Raw genomic sequence first — 17683 nt, 5'->3', positions numbered from 1 at the left:
CGGACCTCCCCCATGAATCCAACACTCCAGGCGTCCCAGGCCGCCACCGCAGGCATGCAGGCCGACGGGTCACTCGAGAAGCGTGCCTACGCCAAGGTGTTCTGGCGCCTCGTTCCCTTCCTGATGCTCTGCTACGTGGTCGCCTACCTGGACCGCGTGAACGTGGGATTTGCCAAGCTGCAGATGGGACAGGACCTGGGCTTCAGCGAAACCGTGTTCGGCCTTGGCGCGGGCATCTTCTTCCTCGGCTACTTCCTGTTCGAGGTGCCGAGCAACCTGCTGCTCAACCGCGTCGGCGCGCGCATCTGGATCGCCCGGATCATGATCACCTGGGGCGTGTTGTCGGCCTGTTTCGTGTTCGTGGAAACCTCGACCAGCTTCTACATCCTGCGCTTCCTGCTCGGCGTGGCGGAGGCCGGCTTCTATCCCGGCGTGATCCTCTACCTGACGCAGTGGTATCCGGCCCATCGGCGCGCGCGGATCATCGCGGTCTTCATGTCGGCGATCCCGGTGGCCGGCATCTTCGGCAATCCGCTCTCGGGATGGATCATGGACAGCTTCCATGGGGTCTCGTCCATGCATGGCTGGCAGTGGATGTTCCTCATCGAAGCCGCGCCGGCCATCCTGGTCGGCATCATGGTGCTGCTCTACCTGGACAACGGCATCCAGCAGGCGCGCTGGCTCGATCCCGACGAGAAACGGCTGCTGCAGCGGGAAGTCGAGCGCGACCAGGCGCACGGCGCGAAGGGACCGCACTCGGTGGCGGCCGTGTTCCGCGATGCGCGCGTGTGGTGGATGGCGCTGATCTACTTCGCCTTCGTCATGGGCCAATACGCGCTGACCTTCTGGCTGCCCACGCTGGTCAAGGCCACGGGCGTGAAGGGCAACCTGCACATCGGCCTCTTGAGCGCGATTCCGTTTGTCTGCGCGATCGTCGCCATGAACCTCTTCGGCCGCAGCGCCGACCGCCGGCAGGAGCGCCGCTGGCACCTGATCGTGCCGGCGCTCATGGGTGCCATCGGCTTCACCGTGGCCGCCTCGTACACGCAGAACACGGTCGTGTCGCTGGCGTTCCTTTCGCTTGCCGCGGCCGGCGTGCTCACCTGCGCGCCGCTCTTCTGGTCGCTGCCCACCGCCTTTCTCTCGGGCACGGCGGCGGCGGCAGGCATTGCAGCCATCAATTCCGTGGGTAACCTTGCGGGGTTCGCAAGCCCGTACCTCATCGGCTACCTGAAGGACCTCACCGGCAGCACGCAGATCGGCATGTACGTGCTGGCCGGCGCGCTGGTGCTCGGAGCCATCGGCGTGTGGCTCACGCCCAAGCAACTCGTCAATCGCTGATCGAAGGAAGACTGACATGACCAACAGCAATACACCCGTCGTCGGCGTCGTCGGCCTCGGCGCCATGGGCAACGGCATGGCGCAATCGCTGCGCCGCGCGGGCCATGCGCCGCGCGTGTTCGACGTGCGCCCCGAAGCGGCCCAGGCCTTCGCACGCGATGGCGGCGTGGCCTGCGACACGCTGGCCACGCTCGGCGCGCAGTGCGACATCGTCGTTTCCGTGGTCGTCAACGCGGCGCAGACCGAGTCGGTCCTGTTCGGCGACGGCAGCGCGCCCGGCTGCGCGGCATCCATGAAGCCCGGCAGCCTGTTCGTGATGTGCTCCACCGTGGACCCGAACTGGTCGGTCGCGCTCGAGGCGCGGTTGGCCGCAGAGGGCATCCTTTACCTCGACGCGCCGATTTCCGGCGGCGCCGCCAAGGCCGCGAGCGGCCAGATGACGATGATGACCGCCGGTACGCCCGCGGCCTACGAAAAAGCGGGTGGCGTGCTCGACGCCATGGCGGCCAAGGTTTATCGTCTGGGCGACCGTGCGGGCGCGGGCAGCAAGGTCAAGGTCATCAACCAGCTGCTGGCCGGTGTGCACATCGCCGCGGCGGCCGAAGCCATGGCGCTCGGCCTGCGCGAGGGCGTGGACCCGGCCGCGCTGTACGAGGTGATCACGCACAGTGCAGGCAACAGCTGGATGTTCGAGAACCGCATGGCGCACGTGCTGGCGGGCGACTACACGCCGCTCTCGGCGGTCGACATCTTCGTGAAGGACCTGGGCCTGGTGCTCGACGTGGCGCGCGCCAGCAAGTTTCCGCTGCCGCTCTCGTCCACCGCGCACCAGATGTTCATGCAGGCGTCGACGGCAGGCTTCGCACGCGAGGACGACAGCGCGGTCATCAAGATTTTTCCCGGCATCGAACTGCCGGCTGCGGGCAAGAAGGCCTGAAAAAAAGGAAGACAAGCACCATGAACATCCTCATCACCGGCGGCTGCGGTTTCGTCGGCGCGCGGCTGGCGCGCACGCTGCTTGCGGGCGGCCCGCTGGCACTGGCGGGCGGCGCGGCGCAGCCCGTCCTGCGCATCACGCTGGCCGACCGCGTACCGCCACCCGCCGACCTGGCGGCCGACAACCGGGTGCAGTTCGTTCAGGGCGACCTGCACGATCAGGCCACCGGCGGCGCGCTGCCGCTGGCCGATACGCATGCCGTGTTCCATCTGGCTGCCGCGGTGAGCGGCGAATGCGAGGCCGATTTCGACCTCGGCATGCGCAGCAATCTCGACACCACGCGCGCGCTGCTCGAAGCCTGCCGCCGCGCGGGCCATGCGCCGGTGTTCGTGTTCTCCAGCTCGGTGGCGGTCTTCGGCGACTCGCCGGAGCAGCGGCTGCCCACGGTGATCGAGGACACCACGCTGCCGACGCCGCAGAACAGCTACGGCATCCAGAAATTCATCGGCGAGCAGCTGGTGGCCGACTTCACCCGCAAGGGTTTCGTGCAAGGCCGGAACGTGCGGCTCATGACGGTCTCGGTGCGGCCGGGCCGGCCCAACGGCGCGGCCTCGAGCTTCCTGAGCGGCATGCTGCGCGAGCCCCTGTCCGGCGAGCGCGCGCGCTGCCCGGTGGCGCCCGAGACGGCGGTTGCCTTGGCATCGCCGGGCAACACCGTGGCGGGCATCGTCCGCGCGGCCACCGCCAGCGCCGCCGAATGGGGCGCGCGCACGGCGGTCAACCTGCCCGCCTTGACCACCACCGTGCGCGAGATGGCAGCGGCGCTCGAACGCATCGCGGGCAAGGAGGCCACGGGCCTGATCGACTGGGAGCCCGATGCGGCCATCGCCAGAATCGTGACCAGCTGGCCGAGCCGCATCCATGCGGCGCGCGCCGAGGCGCTGGGCCTCAAAGCGGACGAGAGCTTCGATGCCATCCTTCGCGCGTACGTGCGCGAGAACCCAGGGGCAGTCAAGCTGGCCGTGGCGAAGGACTGAACCATGGCGAAACTCTTGCTGGGCTGCATTGCCGATGATTTCACCGGCGCCACCGACCTGGCCAACAACCTCGTGCGCGCCGGCATGCGCGTGGTGCAGGCCATCGGTGTGCCCGCCGCTTCGCTCGACGCGGATGTCGATGCCGTGGTCGTCGCGCTCAAGTCGCGCACCATCGCGCCGGCCGAAGCCATTGCGCAGTCGCTCGAAGCGCTGCACTGGCTGCAGGTGCAGGGCGCGCAGCAGATCTACTTCAAGTACTGCTCCACCTTCGACAGCACGCCGGAAGGCAACATCGGCCCGGTGGCCGAGGCGCTGATGGAGGCGTTGCACTGCGACTTCACCATCGCCACGCCGGCCTTCCCCGACAACAAGCGCACGGTGTTCAAGGGCTACCTGTTCGCGGGCGACGTGCTGCTGAACGAGAGCGGCATGCAGAACCATCCGCTCACGCCGATGACCGATCCGAACCTGGTGCGGGTGATGCAGGCGCAGTGCCGGCGCAAGGTGGGGCTCATCGACCATGCGGTGGTGGCGCGCGGCGCGGCGGCCATCTCGGAGCGCATCGAACAGCTGAAGGGCGAGGGCGTGTCGATCGCCATCGTCGATGCGGTGTCGAACGACGACCTGCTGCGGCTCGGCCCTGCGCTTGCAAGGATGCCGCTGCTCACGGCGGGCTCGGGCGTGGCCATCGGCTTGCCCGCCAACTTCGGTTTGGCGCCCTCGTCGCAGGCCAGTGCGCTGCCCCCGGCCGGCGGTTTGCGCGCCGTGGTCTCGGGCAGCTGCTCGCTTGCGACCAACCGGCAGGTGCTCGATTTCATCCAGCGCGGCGGTGCGGCCATGGCGATCGATCCGCTGCGCATTGCCGCAGGTGTCGACGTGGTGGGCGAGACCCTGGCATGGGCCGCGCCGCTCGTCGAGAAGCAGCCGGTGCTGGTCTATTCCACGGCCGAGGCCGGTGCCATCAAGTCGGTGCAGGGCCGGCTCGGCGTCGAGCAGGCCGGCGCCATGGTCGAGCGCACCATTGCCGCGATTGCGCGTGGCCTGGTCGAATGCGGCGTGCGCCAGCTGGTGGTGGCGGGCGGGGAAACCTCGGGTGCCTGCGTGCAGGCGCTGGGCATCGCGCAGATGCAGATCGGTCCGCAGATCGATCCGGGCGTGCCATGGTGCCATGCGCGCACCGATGTTGCTGAAGGCACGCCGGTGCACATCGCGCTGAAGTCCGGCAACTTCGGGGGGGACGATTTCTTCACCAAGGCATTTACAGTGTTGGCATGACGTTCAATCTCAGCGTTCGAGCACGTTCAGGGCGCGCTCCCGCCGACGGGGTATCTTTCTCCGCGAATATCCCCCGCCCTTCGGGCTCCTCCTTTATTTCGCTGCGCAAGGCACCCCGCCAGCGGGAGCGTTGGTCAGAGCGGTCGTTGATCAGCCAGCACAACGACGGTGCCCGGTGGCCTGTGCACGCGCCCTGAACAAGCACAACACGACGCATAAAAAAACATGACAGAAAGCCAAGCCCGCGAAGAAATCTGCCGCGTCGGCCGCAGCCTTTTCGAACGCGGCTACGTGCATGCGACCGCAGGAAACATCAGCGTACGGCTCGACGACGGTTTCCTCATCACGCCTACCGATGCGTGCCTGGGGTTCCTGGACCCGGCGCGCCTGGCCAGGCTCGACACGCAAGGCAACCAGACCGGCGGCGACCGCGCGAGCAAGACCATCGCGCTGCACACGCGCATCTACGCCGCCGTGCGCCGCTTCGATGCGGACACGGGCTGCGTGATCCACACCCACAGCACCCATTGCGTCGCGCTCACGCTGAATGCGACGGGCGACGAACTGCTGCCCCCGCTCACGCCGTATTTCGTGATGAAGGTCGGCCACGTGCCGCTCGTTCCATACCACCGCCCCGGCGCACCCGAAGCGGCCGCGCTGGTGGCGCAGGCCATCGAACGCCATGGCGCGGCCGGCACGCCGATCCGCGCCGTGATGCTCGAACGCCTCGGCCCCAACGTCTGGCACGAGAGCCCGGCCGCCGCCATGGCCGTGCTCGAGGAACTCGAGGAAACCGCCAAACTCCATCTGCTCACCGGCCCCGCCAAACCCGAGCCCTTGAGCAACGAACAGATCGATGAACTGCGCCGCACTTTCGGTGCGCGCTGGTAGCCAGAGTAGAAACACGCCATGCCCCAATTCGCCGCCAACCTCTCGATGCTCTATCCGGAGCTCGACTTCCTCGACCGCTTCGAAGCCGCTGCGAAAGACGGCTTCAAGGCCGTTGAATATCTCTTTCCCTTTCCCTACGAGCGCCGCGAGCTCGCGGCCCGCCTGAAGGACAACGGCCTGCAGCAGGTGCTCTTCAACGCGCCGCCGGGCGACTGGGAGGGCGGCGAGCGCGGCCTGGCGTGCCTGCCGGGCCGCGACAGCGAGTTCCGCGAAGGCATTGCCAAGGCCATCGACTATGCGGTGGCGCTCGACTGCCCGCGCATCCACGTCATGGCGGGCCTGGTGCCCGAAGGCCTGGAGCGCGAGGCCGTGCAGCCCGTGTACGTCGACAACCTGCGCTGGGCCGCCGCCGAAGCGGCCAAGGCCGGCCGCGACGTTCTGATCGAGCCGATCAACACGCGCGACATTCCGCGCTTCTTTCTCAACCGGCAGGACCATGCGCACGAGATCGTCGACATGGTGGGTGCGCCCAACCTCAAGGTGCAGATGGACCTGTACCACTGCCAGATCGTCGAGGGCGACGTGGCGATGAAGATCCGCAAGTACCTGCCGACCGGCCGCGTGGGCCACATCCAGATCGCCGGCGTGCCCGAACGCCACGAGCCCGACATCGGCGAGCAGAACTACCCGTATCTGTTCGACCTGATCGACGAGGTGTCGGCAGAGGGCGGCTGGCAGGGTTGGATCGGCTGCGAGTACCGGCCGAGTCGCGGCATGGCGCCCGGCGGCACCTCGGCGGGCCTGGGCTGGCTGCGGGCATTGCAGCAGCGCGCATGAAGCTCGAGGCGCTGCGCATTCCACAGCGTCTGCGAGGCTTTGACGCGGACGATGCGCAAGTGTTCGACGTCACGCTCGCGGGCGATCGCGTGCAGGCCGTCGTGCCGAGCGCGTCGCAGGCCGAGGCGCGCGGCACCCTGTTGAGTGCGCTGGTCGAGGCGCATGTGCACATCGACAAGAACTACACCGCGCCGGAAGTCGGCGCGGCCGAGGGCAACCTGTTCGACGCGATCGAGCGCATGGACAGGCACCGCGCGGGCTGGACCGGCGAATCGCTGCGCCCGCGCATGGAACGCGCATTGCAGGAGGCCTGGCACGCGGGCACGCGCGCGCTGCGCACGCACATCGACTGGGTGCAGGCCGAACCGCCGGCCACGCTCGCCGTGTTCGAAGCCTTGCGCCGCGAATGGCGCGGCCGCATCGAGCTGCAGTTCGTATCGCTCACGCCGCTGGACCTGTTCGCGGACCTCGAGGCTGGCGAGCGCATCGCACGCGAGGTGAAGCGCGCGGGCGGTGTGCTGGGCGCCTTCGTCTACCGCAACGAGGGGCTCGTGCACAAACTGGGCCGCGTGTTCGACCTGGCGCAGGACCAGGGCCTCGGGCTCGACTTTCATGTCGACGAGGGACTCGACGCCGACGCCAGCGGCCTGCGCAGCATCGCGCAACTGACGCGCGCGCGCGAATTCCGGCATGGCGTCGTGTGCGGCCACTGCTGTTCGCTGGCGATGCAGGATGACGCCGTGGCCAACGAAACCCTCGCGCTGTGCGCCGGTGCCGGCCTGCACATCGTCGCGCTGCCGACCACCAACCTGTATCTCCAGGGTGCCTGGGACCGCACGCCCGTGCCGCGCGGCATCACGCGCATCCGCGAGGCGGCGGCACGCGGCTTGCGTGCGAGCCTGGCAACCGACAACGTGCAGGACGCCTTCTATCCCTATGGCAGCTACGACCTCCTGGAGACTTTCGGGCTCGGCGTGCAGATGGCGCACCTCGCGCCTGCTGGCGAATGGCTCGACGCGATCACCGTCAGTCCCGCCCGGGCGCTGGGGCTTGCATGGGACGGCCGCATCGCGCCCGGCTGCCCTGCCGACCTGGTGCTGCTCGCGGCCACCGGCGAGCATGAACTCATCGGGCCGCGCGGGCGCCAGCGCACCGTGATCCGCGGCGGCCGAATTCTGGAGCAGACACAATGAGCATGGGCAAGCCAATGGCCAACTACGCCGCCGCCAAGCGCGTGGGCGATTTCGTCTTCATGAGCGGCGTGGTGGCGGTCGATCCGGCCACGCGCCGCGCAGTGGCCGGCTACGACGCCATTCCCGAGGAAGCGCGCACGGCCTTGCAGGGCGTGGGCTATGCCACGGGGCAGATGTCGGTCGACATCTTCGAGGCGCCGATCGTGGCGCAGAGCTGGTTCGTGCTCGAGCGCATCCGCCAGATCGCGGCCGAGCATGGCGGCACCATGGAAGATGTCGTCAAGCTGGTGCAATACTTTCGCCACCTGCCGCACTACGCGTTCTACAACCGTGTGCGCGGGCTGTTCTATCCCGGCGAGCCGCCGGTCAGCACGGTGGTCGAGGTGTCGCGCTTCCTGCCGGGCGACGAGGTGCTGGTCGAGGTCGAAGCCACCATGTACCTGCCGCAGCACCGCACTATTTGACCCCCGCGCCCTTGAGCAGGAACTCGGTCACCTGCTCGATCAGGTAGCGCCGGTCTTCGTCGCCGCCCTCCTGGGCCACGTTGCGGAAGTATGCGGCCTGCGTCGCGTGGTCGGCATAGAACTGGGTCACGGCCCAGACGTGGAACAGCACCAGCATCGGATCGGCCTTGTCCATCAGGCCCTGGTCCATCCAGTTCCGGATCACGGCCGCAGCCTGGTCGGTGCGGGCCTTGCTCGTGTCCATCATGCCGCCCAGCACGGGCGCGCCGCGCATCATCTCGGCGGTGAAGATGCGCGAGCGCAACGGGTGCTCGAACGAGAACACCATCTTGCGGCGGATCAGGTCGCCCAGCACCTTGCGCGGACCGAAGGCCTCGTCGGCAAAGCCGAACACCACGATCCAGTCGTCCAGGATGTCCTGCAGGATCTGCCGGTAGAGCGCCTCCTTGCTCCCGATGTAGTAGTGCAGCTGCGCCTTCGAGAGCCCGGCCTTGTCCGCGATGGCCTGGGTCGATGCGCCGGCGAGCCCTTCGCTTGCGAACACCTCGATGGCCGCCTGGTCGATGAGCCGGAGCACCTGCGTGTACTTGCGCGACCGGCCGCGCGTGGCGGGGGCCTCGCCGTGGCTTTCTTCGATGCTCACAGCTGCAGCACCAGTTCGTGGCCCTTGGCGCGCGAACAGCACAGCGCCACGCGCGTGCGCCGCTCGCTGCCGGTGAGGCAATGGTCGCGGTGCTCCGCGCCTTCGCCGTCGCCTTCGACCACGCAGGTGCCGCACAGGCCCTGCTGGCAGGACACCGGGATGTCGATGCCGACTTCATGCAGCGCATCGACGGCGGTCTGGTCGGCCGCCACCTGCACGCGGATGCCGCGTTGCGCGAGGTTCAGCGTGAAGGGCAGGCCGGTCGTGGTCTTGGCGCCGTCCGGCGCGGCGAAGTACTCGGCATGCAGCGCGTCTTCGGGCCAGTGCGCGGCGGCTTCGTGCACGGCCTTCATGAAGCCGCCGGGGCCGCAGGCATAGAGGTGGGTGCCGGGTGCGCGTTCGGCGAGCAATGCGCGCAGGTCGATGCGCTGCGAGGCGTCGCCCTGGTCGAGGTGCAGGCGAAGATGCGTTGCCAGTGCGGGGTCGCGCAGCGCGCTGGCGAACGCCAGGTGCTCCTCGCTGCGCGCGAAGATGCACAGCGTGAAGTCCGCGCCGCCCGCCGCGAGCGCCTGTGCCATCGCCAGCAGCGGCGTCATGCCGATGCCGCCGGCCAGGAGCAGGTGGCGCCCTGCTTCGGCGCGCAGCGGAAAGGTGTTGCGCGGCGCGCTGATGGCGAGCAGGTCGCCTTCGCGCACCCGCTCGTGCATCGAGGCCGAGCCGCCGCGGCTCGCGGCCTCGCGCTTGACGCCGATCACATACGACGCCGCGTTGGACGGTGCATCCGAAGACCAGCGCGCCAGCGAATACTGGCGCGAGAAGCCGCCGGGCATGTGCACGTCGATGTGCGCGCCCGGCTCGTAGCCCGGCAGCGCGCGGCCCCATGGATGCGAGAGCTCGAAAGCCAGGATCTCCGGCGTCTCGCGCGAGATGCGCTCGACGCGGACGGTGAGCGTGCGTTCGGGGCTCATGGTGTGGGGTGTCTCCGGGGCTAGATGCTTTGCAGCTTGCGCGAAACGCGTTCGATGAAGTGGGAGCGGTCGCGTTCGGTCACGGCGTTCATGTCGTGCAGCTGCAGCCAGGTCACCTTGCAGCGCCACGCGAACAGCGCGCGCAGCGCGCGCGTGAAGAGACGCCGGCCCGGGTCGCCGATGACCATCACGAACCAGCGCGGCGAGCCGCCCGTGGTCACCACCGTGAGCCGCCGGATGTGCCGCAGCCCGGATTTGGCGATCTGTCCCTTGCGCTCCGCCGGCAAAAAGGCCACGCCCGGCAGCCACACCCGTTCGAGCCAGCCCTTGAGCATGGACGGCGGTCCATGGAACCAGGTGGGGTAGACGAACACCAGGTGTTCGGCCCACAGCAAGGCCTCGACATGCGGCTTCACGCGTTCGCGGATCAGTTCGGGGTTGTCGAGATAGGCGATGCGCTCTTCGCGCGTCAGCGTGGGATCGAAGCCTTCGGCATACAGGTCGATGGCCTTGACGGGATGCCGCGGCTCGAGGGCTTGCAGCGCTGTGCGGTAGAGCGCGTGGTTGAAGCTGTCGGGATTCGGATGGCAGTGGACGACGAGCGTTTTCATGAAAGAGAGGGCCGAATCGCCTGTCGGCGAGACGGGGTCAGAGCCCAACGAGGAAAGGTCCGCGCGGTGCCTTATGGCAATCCAGGCACCGGCATCTGACCCCGGCGCAAGCCCCGCGCGGCCACGGGAGAAAAAGGGCGCGCCTACTTTCCGGCGAGCTTCTTGCGAACGTCGACGCCGACGCCCTTGTTGACGAACTGCGTGGTGACGACCTTCGAGAGATCGATCTCACCGGCCTTGTACAAGCCGGCCTTCACCATCTTGTCGTAGAAGTCCTTCACGCGGGCTTCGTCCATCGCGCCGATGCCCTTGGTGAGCGATTCGCCGCTGTCGACGATGCCCATCTTCTTCATGAGCTCGATGGAGCCCTGCGATGCGGCGACGGGCGAGTCGGGATTGATCTTGGCGATCATCTCGTTGGCGGCCTTGTTGTCGCCGTAGAGATAGTTGTTCCAGCCGACGATCGAGGCCTCGACGAACTTGCGCACGGTCTCGGGCTTGGTCTTGACGAGGTCGGCGCGCGTCTCGATGGTGGTCGAATAGGTCGAGAAGCCGTTGTCGGCCAGGAGCTGCACCACGGGGTCGAAGCCGGCCTGGGCCTTGATCGAGAGCGGCTCGGAGATGGCGTAGCCCTGCTGGATGGACTTCTTGTCGGCCAGGAACGGGCCGACGTTGAAGGTGTAGGGCTTGAGCTGCGAATCCTTGAAGCCGTGCTCCGACTTCATCCACTGCCAGAAGCTGAACTGGCCGTCCTTGCCGATGAACGCGACGGGCGCCTTCGCCATGTCCTTGAAGGTGTCGAAGCCCTGGCCCGGATGCGCGAACATGGCCTGCGGATCTTTCTGGAAGAAGGCCGCGACCACGACGGTTGGTACGCCGTTCTTCACGTTGTCGAAGGACTGGAGCAGGTTGCCGGTCATCAGGAAGTCGACCTTGCCGGCGGGCAGCATCGGCCGGTTGTTGACCATCGGGCCGCCCTGCTGGATGTCGACGTCCAGGCCGTATTTCTTGTAGGTCCCGTCCACCAGTGCCTGGTAGAAGCCGCCATGGCCGGCCTGGGCTTTCCAGTTGGTGGCGAACACCACTTTTTCCTGCGCCTGCGCGGCGAGGGCGGTGGCTGCGAGGGCGAGGGCTAGAGCAAGCGGACGGATGGTCAGGGCGGAAATGCGCATGTGGACTCCTGGGTTGAATGCTGCGGGTGGATTTTCATGTCAGCGGCGGATCCTGTGATGGATTTTCTGACTGAGCTGTTGTTCCTGGCGCTGTTGTTCATCTCAACGCTCCACAGCCATGTCCGAAGTCCAGCCGCGCGTTTTCCCAGGGTTCATCAACCCCATCGGATCGCTGCGCTTCTTGAACTCGATCTGCTGCGAGTCGATGGTCTTCATGCCGCCGTCCTCGATGGTCACCACGTGCGGGTTGAAGATCTTGCAGCCGCCCTGCGACTCGATCTCGCGGATCACCTCGTACTGGTGCGCCTCGCCTTTCCAGCGCACCAGCAGGATGCCGAAGGTGCCGCATTCGTCGCCGGCGCGCGCGAAGTCCTGGTGCTGCAGCACCTCGTCCCCGAAGATCTGCAGGTGGCGCTCCACCACCGCCGGGTCGAAGGGCTGCGCATAGGCCACCTGCAGGTAGGTCCAGCCGCGGTCGGCCTTCAGCGCCTGCAGCGTCGTGTGGTTGAACGCGCATTCGTAGGCAGGCGGCAGGCCTTCGGCCAGCAGCTCGGCTTCCGTGCCGGCAACGGACATGGTGCCGCCGTGCGCAGCAGCCAGCGCGCGGAAGTCCGCCATCGAGCCGGGTGCGACCATGGCGAACGCCGCATGCCGGTTCGGCGGGAAGCGGTCGCGCATGGCCGTGTAGTAGGGCGAGAAGCGCGCCTCCACGGTCGAGAGCAGGAAGATGTCGAGGGCGGGCGCCTCGGCTGCGACGGCGAAGCCCAGCGCACCGCGGTACGTCTCGAACAGCACCGTGCAATGCACCCATTCGACCGCGGGGCTCAGCGCGACTTCCACGTCCAGGATCACACCGTTGGTGCCGTAGGCATGATGCACCTGCTGGATCTCGTCGCCGTGCAGTTCGATGATGCGCGGCTCGCGCTCCACCGTCATCACGCGCGCGCGCAGCAGGTTGCCGGGATCGCGCAGGATGCCGTGGCGGAACGAGCCGATGCCGCCGAAGCCACCCGCGATGAAGCCGCCGATGCTGGCCACGTGCCAGGTCGAGGGCCACATGCGCAAGGCCTGGCCGGTCTCGCGCGCGGCCAGGTCGATGTCGTGCATGCGCGCACCGGCCTCCACGCGAATTCGGCCGGGCTGGAGGTCGAGCACGCGGCACATCTGCGTCACGTCGAGCACGATGCCGCCTTCGAGCGGCACGCACTGCCCGTAGTTGCCGGTGCCGCCCGCGCGCACCGTGAGCGGCAGCTTCCACTTGGCGGCCGTCGCGCAAACCTGGCGCACGTCATCCTCGGTGCTGACCTTGACGACCAGGTCGGCCACGCAGCCCGCGAGCTGCGCGGTGAGGATCGGGCTGTACCAGTAGAAGTCTTTGGACAGCTGCCTGCGCTGGCCCGGTGCGGTGATGACGTTGAGGCCGCGCAGGTCTTCGCGCACGGCGTCCCAGTCGACAACAGGCGCGAGGGTCCTAGCGTTCACGGCGCATCTCACTCTCGTGCCAGTGGCCGAGCACGAGCCGCGACAGGGCGGCGAACACGATGAAGATCACGATCCCGAGCAGGGACACCAGCAGCAGCGCCGCGAACATCATCGGGATTTCGGTGCGGAAGCTCGATTCGAGGATGCGCGAAGCCAGTCCGGTTTCCTTGCCCGCGGTGCCGGCCGTGAACTCGGCCACCACGGCGCCGATCAGGCTCAACCCGCCCGCGATCTTCAGGCCCGCCATGAAATAGGGCAGCGCGCTGGGTGCGAGCAGGTAGCGGAAGGTCTGCCATGGCGAGGCCTTGTAGAGCTGGAACAGGTCGCGCAGGTTGCTGTCGGCGCTCTTGAGCCCGATGACGGTGTTCGACAGGATCGGAAAGAACGCCACGATCCACGCGCACAGCAGCAATGCGGCGGTGGTGCTCGACACATAGATGAGGATCAGCGGCGCGATCGCGATGATCGGCGTCACCTGCAGGATCACCGCGATCGGGAACAGCCCGATCTCCACCCACTTGAAGAGCGCGAACGCGATCGCCAGCAGCACGCCGCCCACGATGGCCGCGCCGAGCGCCAGCAGCGTGAGCTTCACCGTGAACCACAGCGCGCTGGACAGCGAGCCCCAGTTGTCGAACAGCGTCCGCAGGATGAGCGAGGGCGCGGGCAGGATGTAGTGCGGGATGTTGTTGGCGCGGACCATCCATTCCCACGCCAGCAACAGAACCATGACGATGGCGGCGGGCACCACGATGCGCAGCATCGATTCGCGACGGCGCAGCCTGTCTTCATGCGCGCGCAGCATCGCTTCGGAGGGGGCCACGTCGGCCGCATCCATCGGCAGCTCGGACGCCGCTGCAGGCTCAGTGATCGACGTCATGCAGCGCTCCATGCAGGGACCGCGACACCGCGGTGCAGTGCGCGTTGTAGCGGCTCGAGGTGCGGAAGTCCTCGCCGCGCGGGTACGGCTCGTCGATGCGGATCTCGTCGATCACGCGGCCCGGCCGCGCGGCCATCACCACGATGCGGTTCGAGAGGTACACCGACTCGTAGACGCTGTGCGTGACGAACACCACCGAGAAGCGGTGTTCGCGCCAGATGGCCAACAGGTCGTTGTTGAGCTTGATGCGCGTCATCTCGTCGAGGGCGGCAAAGGGCTCGTCCATCAGCAGGAGCCGCGGATGCGTGACCAGCGCGCGCGCGATCGACACGCGCATCTTCATGCCGCCGGAAAGTTCGCGCGGATACACGTCGGCGAAGCGCGAGAGGCCCACCATCTCGAGCACCTGCCGCACGACGGGCGCGGCCGCGTCGCGGCTCTGGCCCGCCAGCTTGAGCGGCAGCCACACGTTGTCGAACACCTTGGCCCATGGCATGAGCGTGGGCTCCTGGAACACGAAGCCCAGGTCGCGGTCGCTCTGCGTCTGGCCGGTGTTGGCGCCGGACCACTGCATCTCGCCCGAGCTGAGCCGCGTGAGCCCGGCGATGAGCCGCAGCGCCGTGCTCTTGCCGCAGCCCGAGGGGCCGAGAAAGCTGATGAAGTCGTGCTCGCCGATGTCGAGCGTCATGCCCTGCAGCGCCAGCGTGCCGTTGGCAAAGCGCTTGCTGACGTGGCGCAGGCTGACCAGCGGCGGGGTGGCGGCGGCGCTCATTTCCAGGCCGGCTCGTTGGCAAGTCGCGAGAGCGGGAAGCGGTCGACCTCTTGCAGCAGTAGGGCGAAGCGGCGGCCCACGTGCTCGAGCACCGCGGCGCCCTTCTCGGCGGTGGCGCGGGTGGCGTCGCCGGCCGCGCCCTCGGGGTTGATGTCGTGCATCTGCCAGCCGAGCTTGCCGGTGGGGGTGATGGAGAGAAACTTGTTCTCGGCGGCCAGTTGCTCGGTCATCGAGCTGAAGTTCTGGAACCGGTCCTTGCGCACGTAGTCGGGCGCGAGATGCAGCATCACCGAGCTTTCGAGGTCGCCGGCGTGGATGCCGTGCCTGCCCTCGTGCGCGGTGAAAAGCCCTTCGGGGAGCCCCAGCGTGTACCAGTTGGCGGCCACGACCATCATGCCGTGCGCCTCGCGCAGGTCGCGCGCGACGATGTCCATCACGCTCATCTGGCCACCATGGCTGTTGTAGAGCACCAGCTTGCGCACGCCCGCCCTGGCAACGCAGGCGCCGATGTCCGTCCACAGCGAGATCAGCGTGGTGGCCGACACGGTGAGCGTGCCCGGGTAGCGCGAATGCTCGTTGCTCTTGCCATACGGCACGGTGGGCAAGAAGAGCACCGGCAGGTCGTCCGGCAGGTGAGGGAGCGTGGCGCGCACCATGCCGTCGATGGTGGCGGTGTCGGTGGACATCGGCAGGTGCGGACCGTGCTGCTCGGTGGCGCCCACGGGCAGGACCGCGATGAGCCGTTCGCGGTCGAGGCGGGAGAACTCTTCGCTGGTCAGGTCGGACCAGAAGCGGCTTCGCAAGGGGACCGGGTTCATCGTGGCGTACCTCGTGGTGGGGGCAATCAGGCGGGATGATGAGCTAAATTATCCAATCGGTCAAAAAAAGATGACTCGGTAGATACCCACATGCGGCCGGCCGCAGTACCCAGGGCGCTGCCTTGGGGGTAGCCGGGGCAGCCGGACGGTTCAGCGCCTGACGACGTATCGCGTGACCACCGGCGGCGATTCGCCGACATGGAACGCCAGCCGCCGCTCGCGCAACGCCATGTCGGCGGCGGTGGCGCGGTTGAAGCGGCGCAGGTGGTCGGTCCAGCTTTCGTCCACGATCTGTTCCACGTAGCGCGCCGGCTCCGAGATGTCGTGCAGCAGCTCCCAGCCGACGGCGCCTTGCCCGAGGCGGGCGCGGCGGGTCTGGTGCATCACCAGGTGGAAGGCGGCCGCGCGCGCGGGGTCGATCATGTATTCGATCGTGATGACCACGCGGCCGTTTTCTTCCGGTGTCTCGGCCGGCGGGCCTGCCGCCCAGCCGGCGCGTGCCGGGCTCATGTCGGCTTCCTCGCCCGAGACGTCGGTCACCCAGCGCAGCGCCGCGAGCATCAGCAGCGTGCCGCTCAGCGCGGCGATCTCGAGGCTCGAACGCAGGTCGGAGACCGTGGCCACCTGGCCCCAGAGCGCCGCGCCGATCGCGCTCGCGCCCATGATCGCCATCTGGTAGGTCGACATGCCGCGCGCGCGCACCCAGTCGGGCAGCGCGAGCTGCGCCGAGACCGAGAGCGAGTTGGCCACCGTGATCCACGCCATGCCGCCGAAGAACATCGCGGGCACCGCAACCCATGCGTTGGGCGCAAAGGCCATCACGCCGGTGGCGAGCGATTGCAGCACGGTGCCGCGCAGCACCAGCTGGTCGCGGCCCAGCGCCTGGCGCAGCCGCGGCAGGAACAGCACCGCGACGATCGCGCCCGCGCCCATGGCGGCCAACAGCAGCGTGAAGGTGCCGGCGCCCCCGCCCTTGAGGTTGCGTGCCAGCAGCGGCAGCAGCGCGAGCAGGGCCGTGGAATGGAAGAAGAAGATGGTGATGCGCGAGAGCACCGCGCGCATGCGCTGCGACTGCCAGACGAACTGCACGCCTACGCGCATCGCACTGATGAGCTTCTCGCGGCCCAGGGGGTTGGGCGTGTGCTCGCGCCGCCAGCGCAGCACCACGAAGCCCGAGGCGACCGACAGCACCGCGTTGAGCGCGAACACCCAGACGCTGCCCGCGCTGGCGATCAGCATGCCGGCCGTGAGCGGGCCGATGATGCGCGAGGCGTTCATCGCGATGCCGTTCAGCCCCAGGGCCGCCGGCAGCTGCGGCCGCGGCACCAGCTCGGGCACGATGGCCGAGAACACCGGCCAGCGCAGCGCCAGGCCGATGCCGTTGGCGAAGGTGAGCGCCAGCAGGAGCGGCGCGGTCATCATCTCCAGCGCGATGGCCGCGCACAGCACGATGGCCGTGCCCGCCAGCCAGAACTGCGTGGCCACGAGCCAGCGCCGGCGGTCGAGGATGTCGGCCAGCGCCCCGCTGGGCAGCCCGAGCAGGAACACCGGCAGGGTGGAGGCCGACTGCACCAGCGCCACCCAGATGGGCGAGGTGGTGAGCGAGGTCATCATCCATGCCGCCGCCACGTCGTTCATCCACATGCAGATGTTGGCGATGAGCCAGGTGCTCCACAGCATGCGGAACACGGGCAGCTTGAGCGGCACGAGCGCGGCGAACTTCGGCGGTTGCGGCCGCGCGGGGGGGATGGGTGTCTCTTCGGGCGATATCGGTGGCATCGGGTCCGCCATTGTCGCCGACGCTACCTGGCCGACAGGTGCGCCAGCGGCAGCGCGCTGCTGGCCTTCACCTCGCCCAGCGAGAAGCTGGTGTGCAGGTCTTTCACGTTGGGCAGGTTCATGAGGTGCCGCCGCGCGAACGCCGAAAAGCTGTCCAGGTCCTGCGCCACCACCTGCAGCTCGAAGGTGCCGGTGCCGCTGATGTAGTGGCAGGCCACCACTTCAGGCAGCTTGCGGATCGCGTCTTCCAGCTTCAGGGTGGCGTCGTTGGTGACGCGTTCGGTGTCCACGCGCACGAAAGCGAGCACGCCGAGCCCGATCTTGTGGCGGTCGATCTCGGCGTGGTAGCCCTTGATGAAGCCGGCCTCTTCCAGCGCGCGCACGCGGCGCCAGCAGGGTGCGGCAGAAAGCCCCACGCGCTGCGCAAGCTCGGCGTTGGTCAGGCGGCCATCGGCCTGCAGTTCTTGCAGGATGGACAGGTCGAACTTGTCAATGCTTTCCATAAGAGCCTATCTTAAGCAAGATTCTTTCTGAAAGCCGCTTTCCAGGGGCAAAGAACGCAAACACCTGTCGCGAGCCCCGG

The 17683-nt window shown here is 67.9% G+C and carries 18 protein-coding genes; 8 read left to right on the top strand and 10 right to left on the bottom strand.

Features of this window, described 5'->3' with window-relative positions:
* Window positions 1–12: 12 nt before the first annotated feature.
* The 8 genes from ABID97_RS01950 to ABID97_RS01915 all read left to right on the top strand — a co-directional run bounded on the left by ABID97_RS01950 (window position 13) and on the right by ABID97_RS01915 (window position 7975).
* Entirely contained in the window at window positions 13–1341 is a 1329-nt protein-coding gene (locus ABID97_RS01950; protein WP_503012738.1) for an MFS transporter, read from the top strand.
* Entirely contained in the window at window positions 1334–2278 is a 945-nt protein-coding gene (gene ltnD / locus ABID97_RS01945) for an L-threonate dehydrogenase (RefSeq protein ID WP_354401649.1), read from the top strand. The genes ABID97_RS01950 and ltnD overlap by 8 nt, the downstream gene beginning before the upstream one ends.
* 20 nt (window positions 2279–2298) lie before the next feature.
* Window positions 2299–3315: a D-erythronate dehydrogenase gene (denD, locus tag ABID97_RS01940; protein WP_354396890.1), complete on the top strand. Its 1017-nt coding sequence runs from the start codon at window positions 2299–2301 to the stop codon at window positions 3313–3315.
* Between the two features lie 3 nt (window positions 3316–3318).
* Window positions 3319–4590 (top strand): 3-oxo-tetronate kinase, encoded by a 1272-nt coding sequence (gene otnK, locus ABID97_RS01935; RefSeq protein WP_354396889.1) that lies wholly within the window; start codon window positions 3319–3321, stop codon window positions 4588–4590.
* Between the two features lie 225 nt (window positions 4591–4815).
* Window positions 4816–5481, top strand: a complete 666-nt coding sequence (locus tag ABID97_RS01930) for a class II aldolase/adducin family protein (RefSeq protein WP_354396888.1) — start codon at window positions 4816–4818, stop codon at window positions 5479–5481.
* Window positions 5482–5499: 18 nt separating this feature from the next.
* Window positions 5500–6318, top strand: a complete 819-nt coding sequence (gene otnI, locus ABID97_RS01925) for a 2-oxo-tetronate isomerase (protein WP_354396887.1) — start codon at window positions 5500–5502, stop codon at window positions 6316–6318.
* Window positions 6315–7511 carry an amidohydrolase family protein gene (locus tag ABID97_RS01920; RefSeq protein ID WP_354396886.1) on the top strand — a complete coding sequence of 399 codons (1197 nt, stop codon included), beginning with the start codon at window positions 6315–6317 and terminating at the stop codon, window positions 7509–7511. The genes otnI and ABID97_RS01920 overlap by 4 nt, the downstream gene beginning before the upstream one ends.
* Window positions 7508–7975, top strand: coding sequence for a RidA family protein (locus ABID97_RS01915; protein ID WP_354396885.1), 468 nt, complete (start codon window positions 7508–7510; stop codon window positions 7973–7975). Before ABID97_RS01920 ends, ABID97_RS01915 begins: the two co-directional genes overlap by 4 nt.
* Here ABID97_RS01915 and ABID97_RS01910 read toward each other — a convergent pair.
* From ABID97_RS01910 to ABID97_RS01865, 10 genes are all read right to left on the bottom strand, one after another.
* Window positions 7968–8618: a TetR family transcriptional regulator C-terminal domain-containing protein gene (locus ABID97_RS01910; protein ID WP_354396884.1), complete on the bottom strand. Its 651-nt coding sequence runs from the start codon at window positions 8616–8618 to the stop codon at window positions 7968–7970. The two genes, ABID97_RS01915 and ABID97_RS01910, sit on opposite strands and share 8 nt — an antisense overlap.
* Window positions 8615–9586 carry a PDR/VanB family oxidoreductase gene (locus ABID97_RS01905; RefSeq protein WP_354396883.1) on the bottom strand — a complete coding sequence of 324 codons (972 nt, stop codon included), beginning with the start codon at window positions 9584–9586 and terminating at the stop codon, window positions 8615–8617. The genes ABID97_RS01910 and ABID97_RS01905 overlap by 4 nt, the downstream gene beginning before the upstream one ends.
* 20 nt (window positions 9587–9606) lie before the next feature.
* Window positions 9607–10197 (bottom strand): NAD(P)H-dependent oxidoreductase, encoded by a 591-nt coding sequence (locus tag ABID97_RS01900; protein ID WP_354396882.1) that lies wholly within the window; start codon window positions 10195–10197, stop codon window positions 9607–9609.
* 143 nt (window positions 10198–10340) lie between these two features.
* Window positions 10341–11369, bottom strand: a complete 1029-nt coding sequence (locus ABID97_RS01895) for an ABC transporter substrate-binding protein (RefSeq protein WP_354396881.1) — start codon at window positions 11367–11369, stop codon at window positions 10341–10343.
* A gap of 102 nt (window positions 11370–11471) precedes the next feature.
* Window positions 11472–12851 carry an FAD-binding oxidoreductase gene (locus tag ABID97_RS01890; RefSeq protein WP_354396880.1) on the bottom strand — a complete coding sequence of 460 codons (1380 nt, stop codon included), beginning with the start codon at window positions 12849–12851 and terminating at the stop codon, window positions 11472–11474.
* Window positions 12841–13731 (bottom strand): ABC transporter permease, encoded by an 891-nt coding sequence (locus tag ABID97_RS01885; RefSeq protein ID WP_354396879.1) that lies wholly within the window; start codon window positions 13729–13731, stop codon window positions 12841–12843. Before ABID97_RS01885 ends, ABID97_RS01890 begins: the two co-directional genes overlap by 11 nt.
* Window positions 13715–14503 carry an ABC transporter ATP-binding protein gene (locus ABID97_RS01880; RefSeq protein WP_503012737.1) on the bottom strand — a complete coding sequence of 263 codons (789 nt, stop codon included), beginning with the start codon at window positions 14501–14503 and terminating at the stop codon, window positions 13715–13717. Before ABID97_RS01880 ends, ABID97_RS01885 begins: the two co-directional genes overlap by 17 nt.
* Window positions 14500–15321, bottom strand: a complete 822-nt coding sequence (locus tag ABID97_RS01875) for a creatininase family protein (RefSeq protein ID WP_354396878.1) — start codon at window positions 15319–15321, stop codon at window positions 14500–14502. The genes ABID97_RS01880 and ABID97_RS01875 overlap by 4 nt, the downstream gene beginning before the upstream one ends.
* A 150-nt stretch (window positions 15322–15471) precedes the next feature.
* Window positions 15472–17100 (bottom strand): MFS transporter, encoded by a 1629-nt coding sequence (locus tag ABID97_RS01870; RefSeq protein WP_354396877.1) that lies wholly within the window; start codon window positions 17098–17100, stop codon window positions 15472–15474.
* A 23-nt stretch (window positions 17101–17123) separates the two neighbouring features.
* Complete coding sequence (locus tag ABID97_RS01865) at window positions 17124–17603, bottom strand: Lrp/AsnC family transcriptional regulator (RefSeq protein ID WP_354396876.1); 480 nt, start codon at window positions 17601–17603, stop codon at window positions 17124–17126.
* Window positions 17604–17683 lie beyond the last annotated feature (80 nt).

The sequence above is a fragment of the Variovorax sp. OAS795 genome (assembly GCF_040546685.1).
In the GTDB taxonomy this organism is placed as follows: Bacteria; Pseudomonadota; Gammaproteobacteria; order Burkholderiales; family Burkholderiaceae_C; genus Variovorax.
This window is presented reverse-complemented; position numbering and strand designations above follow the sequence as displayed.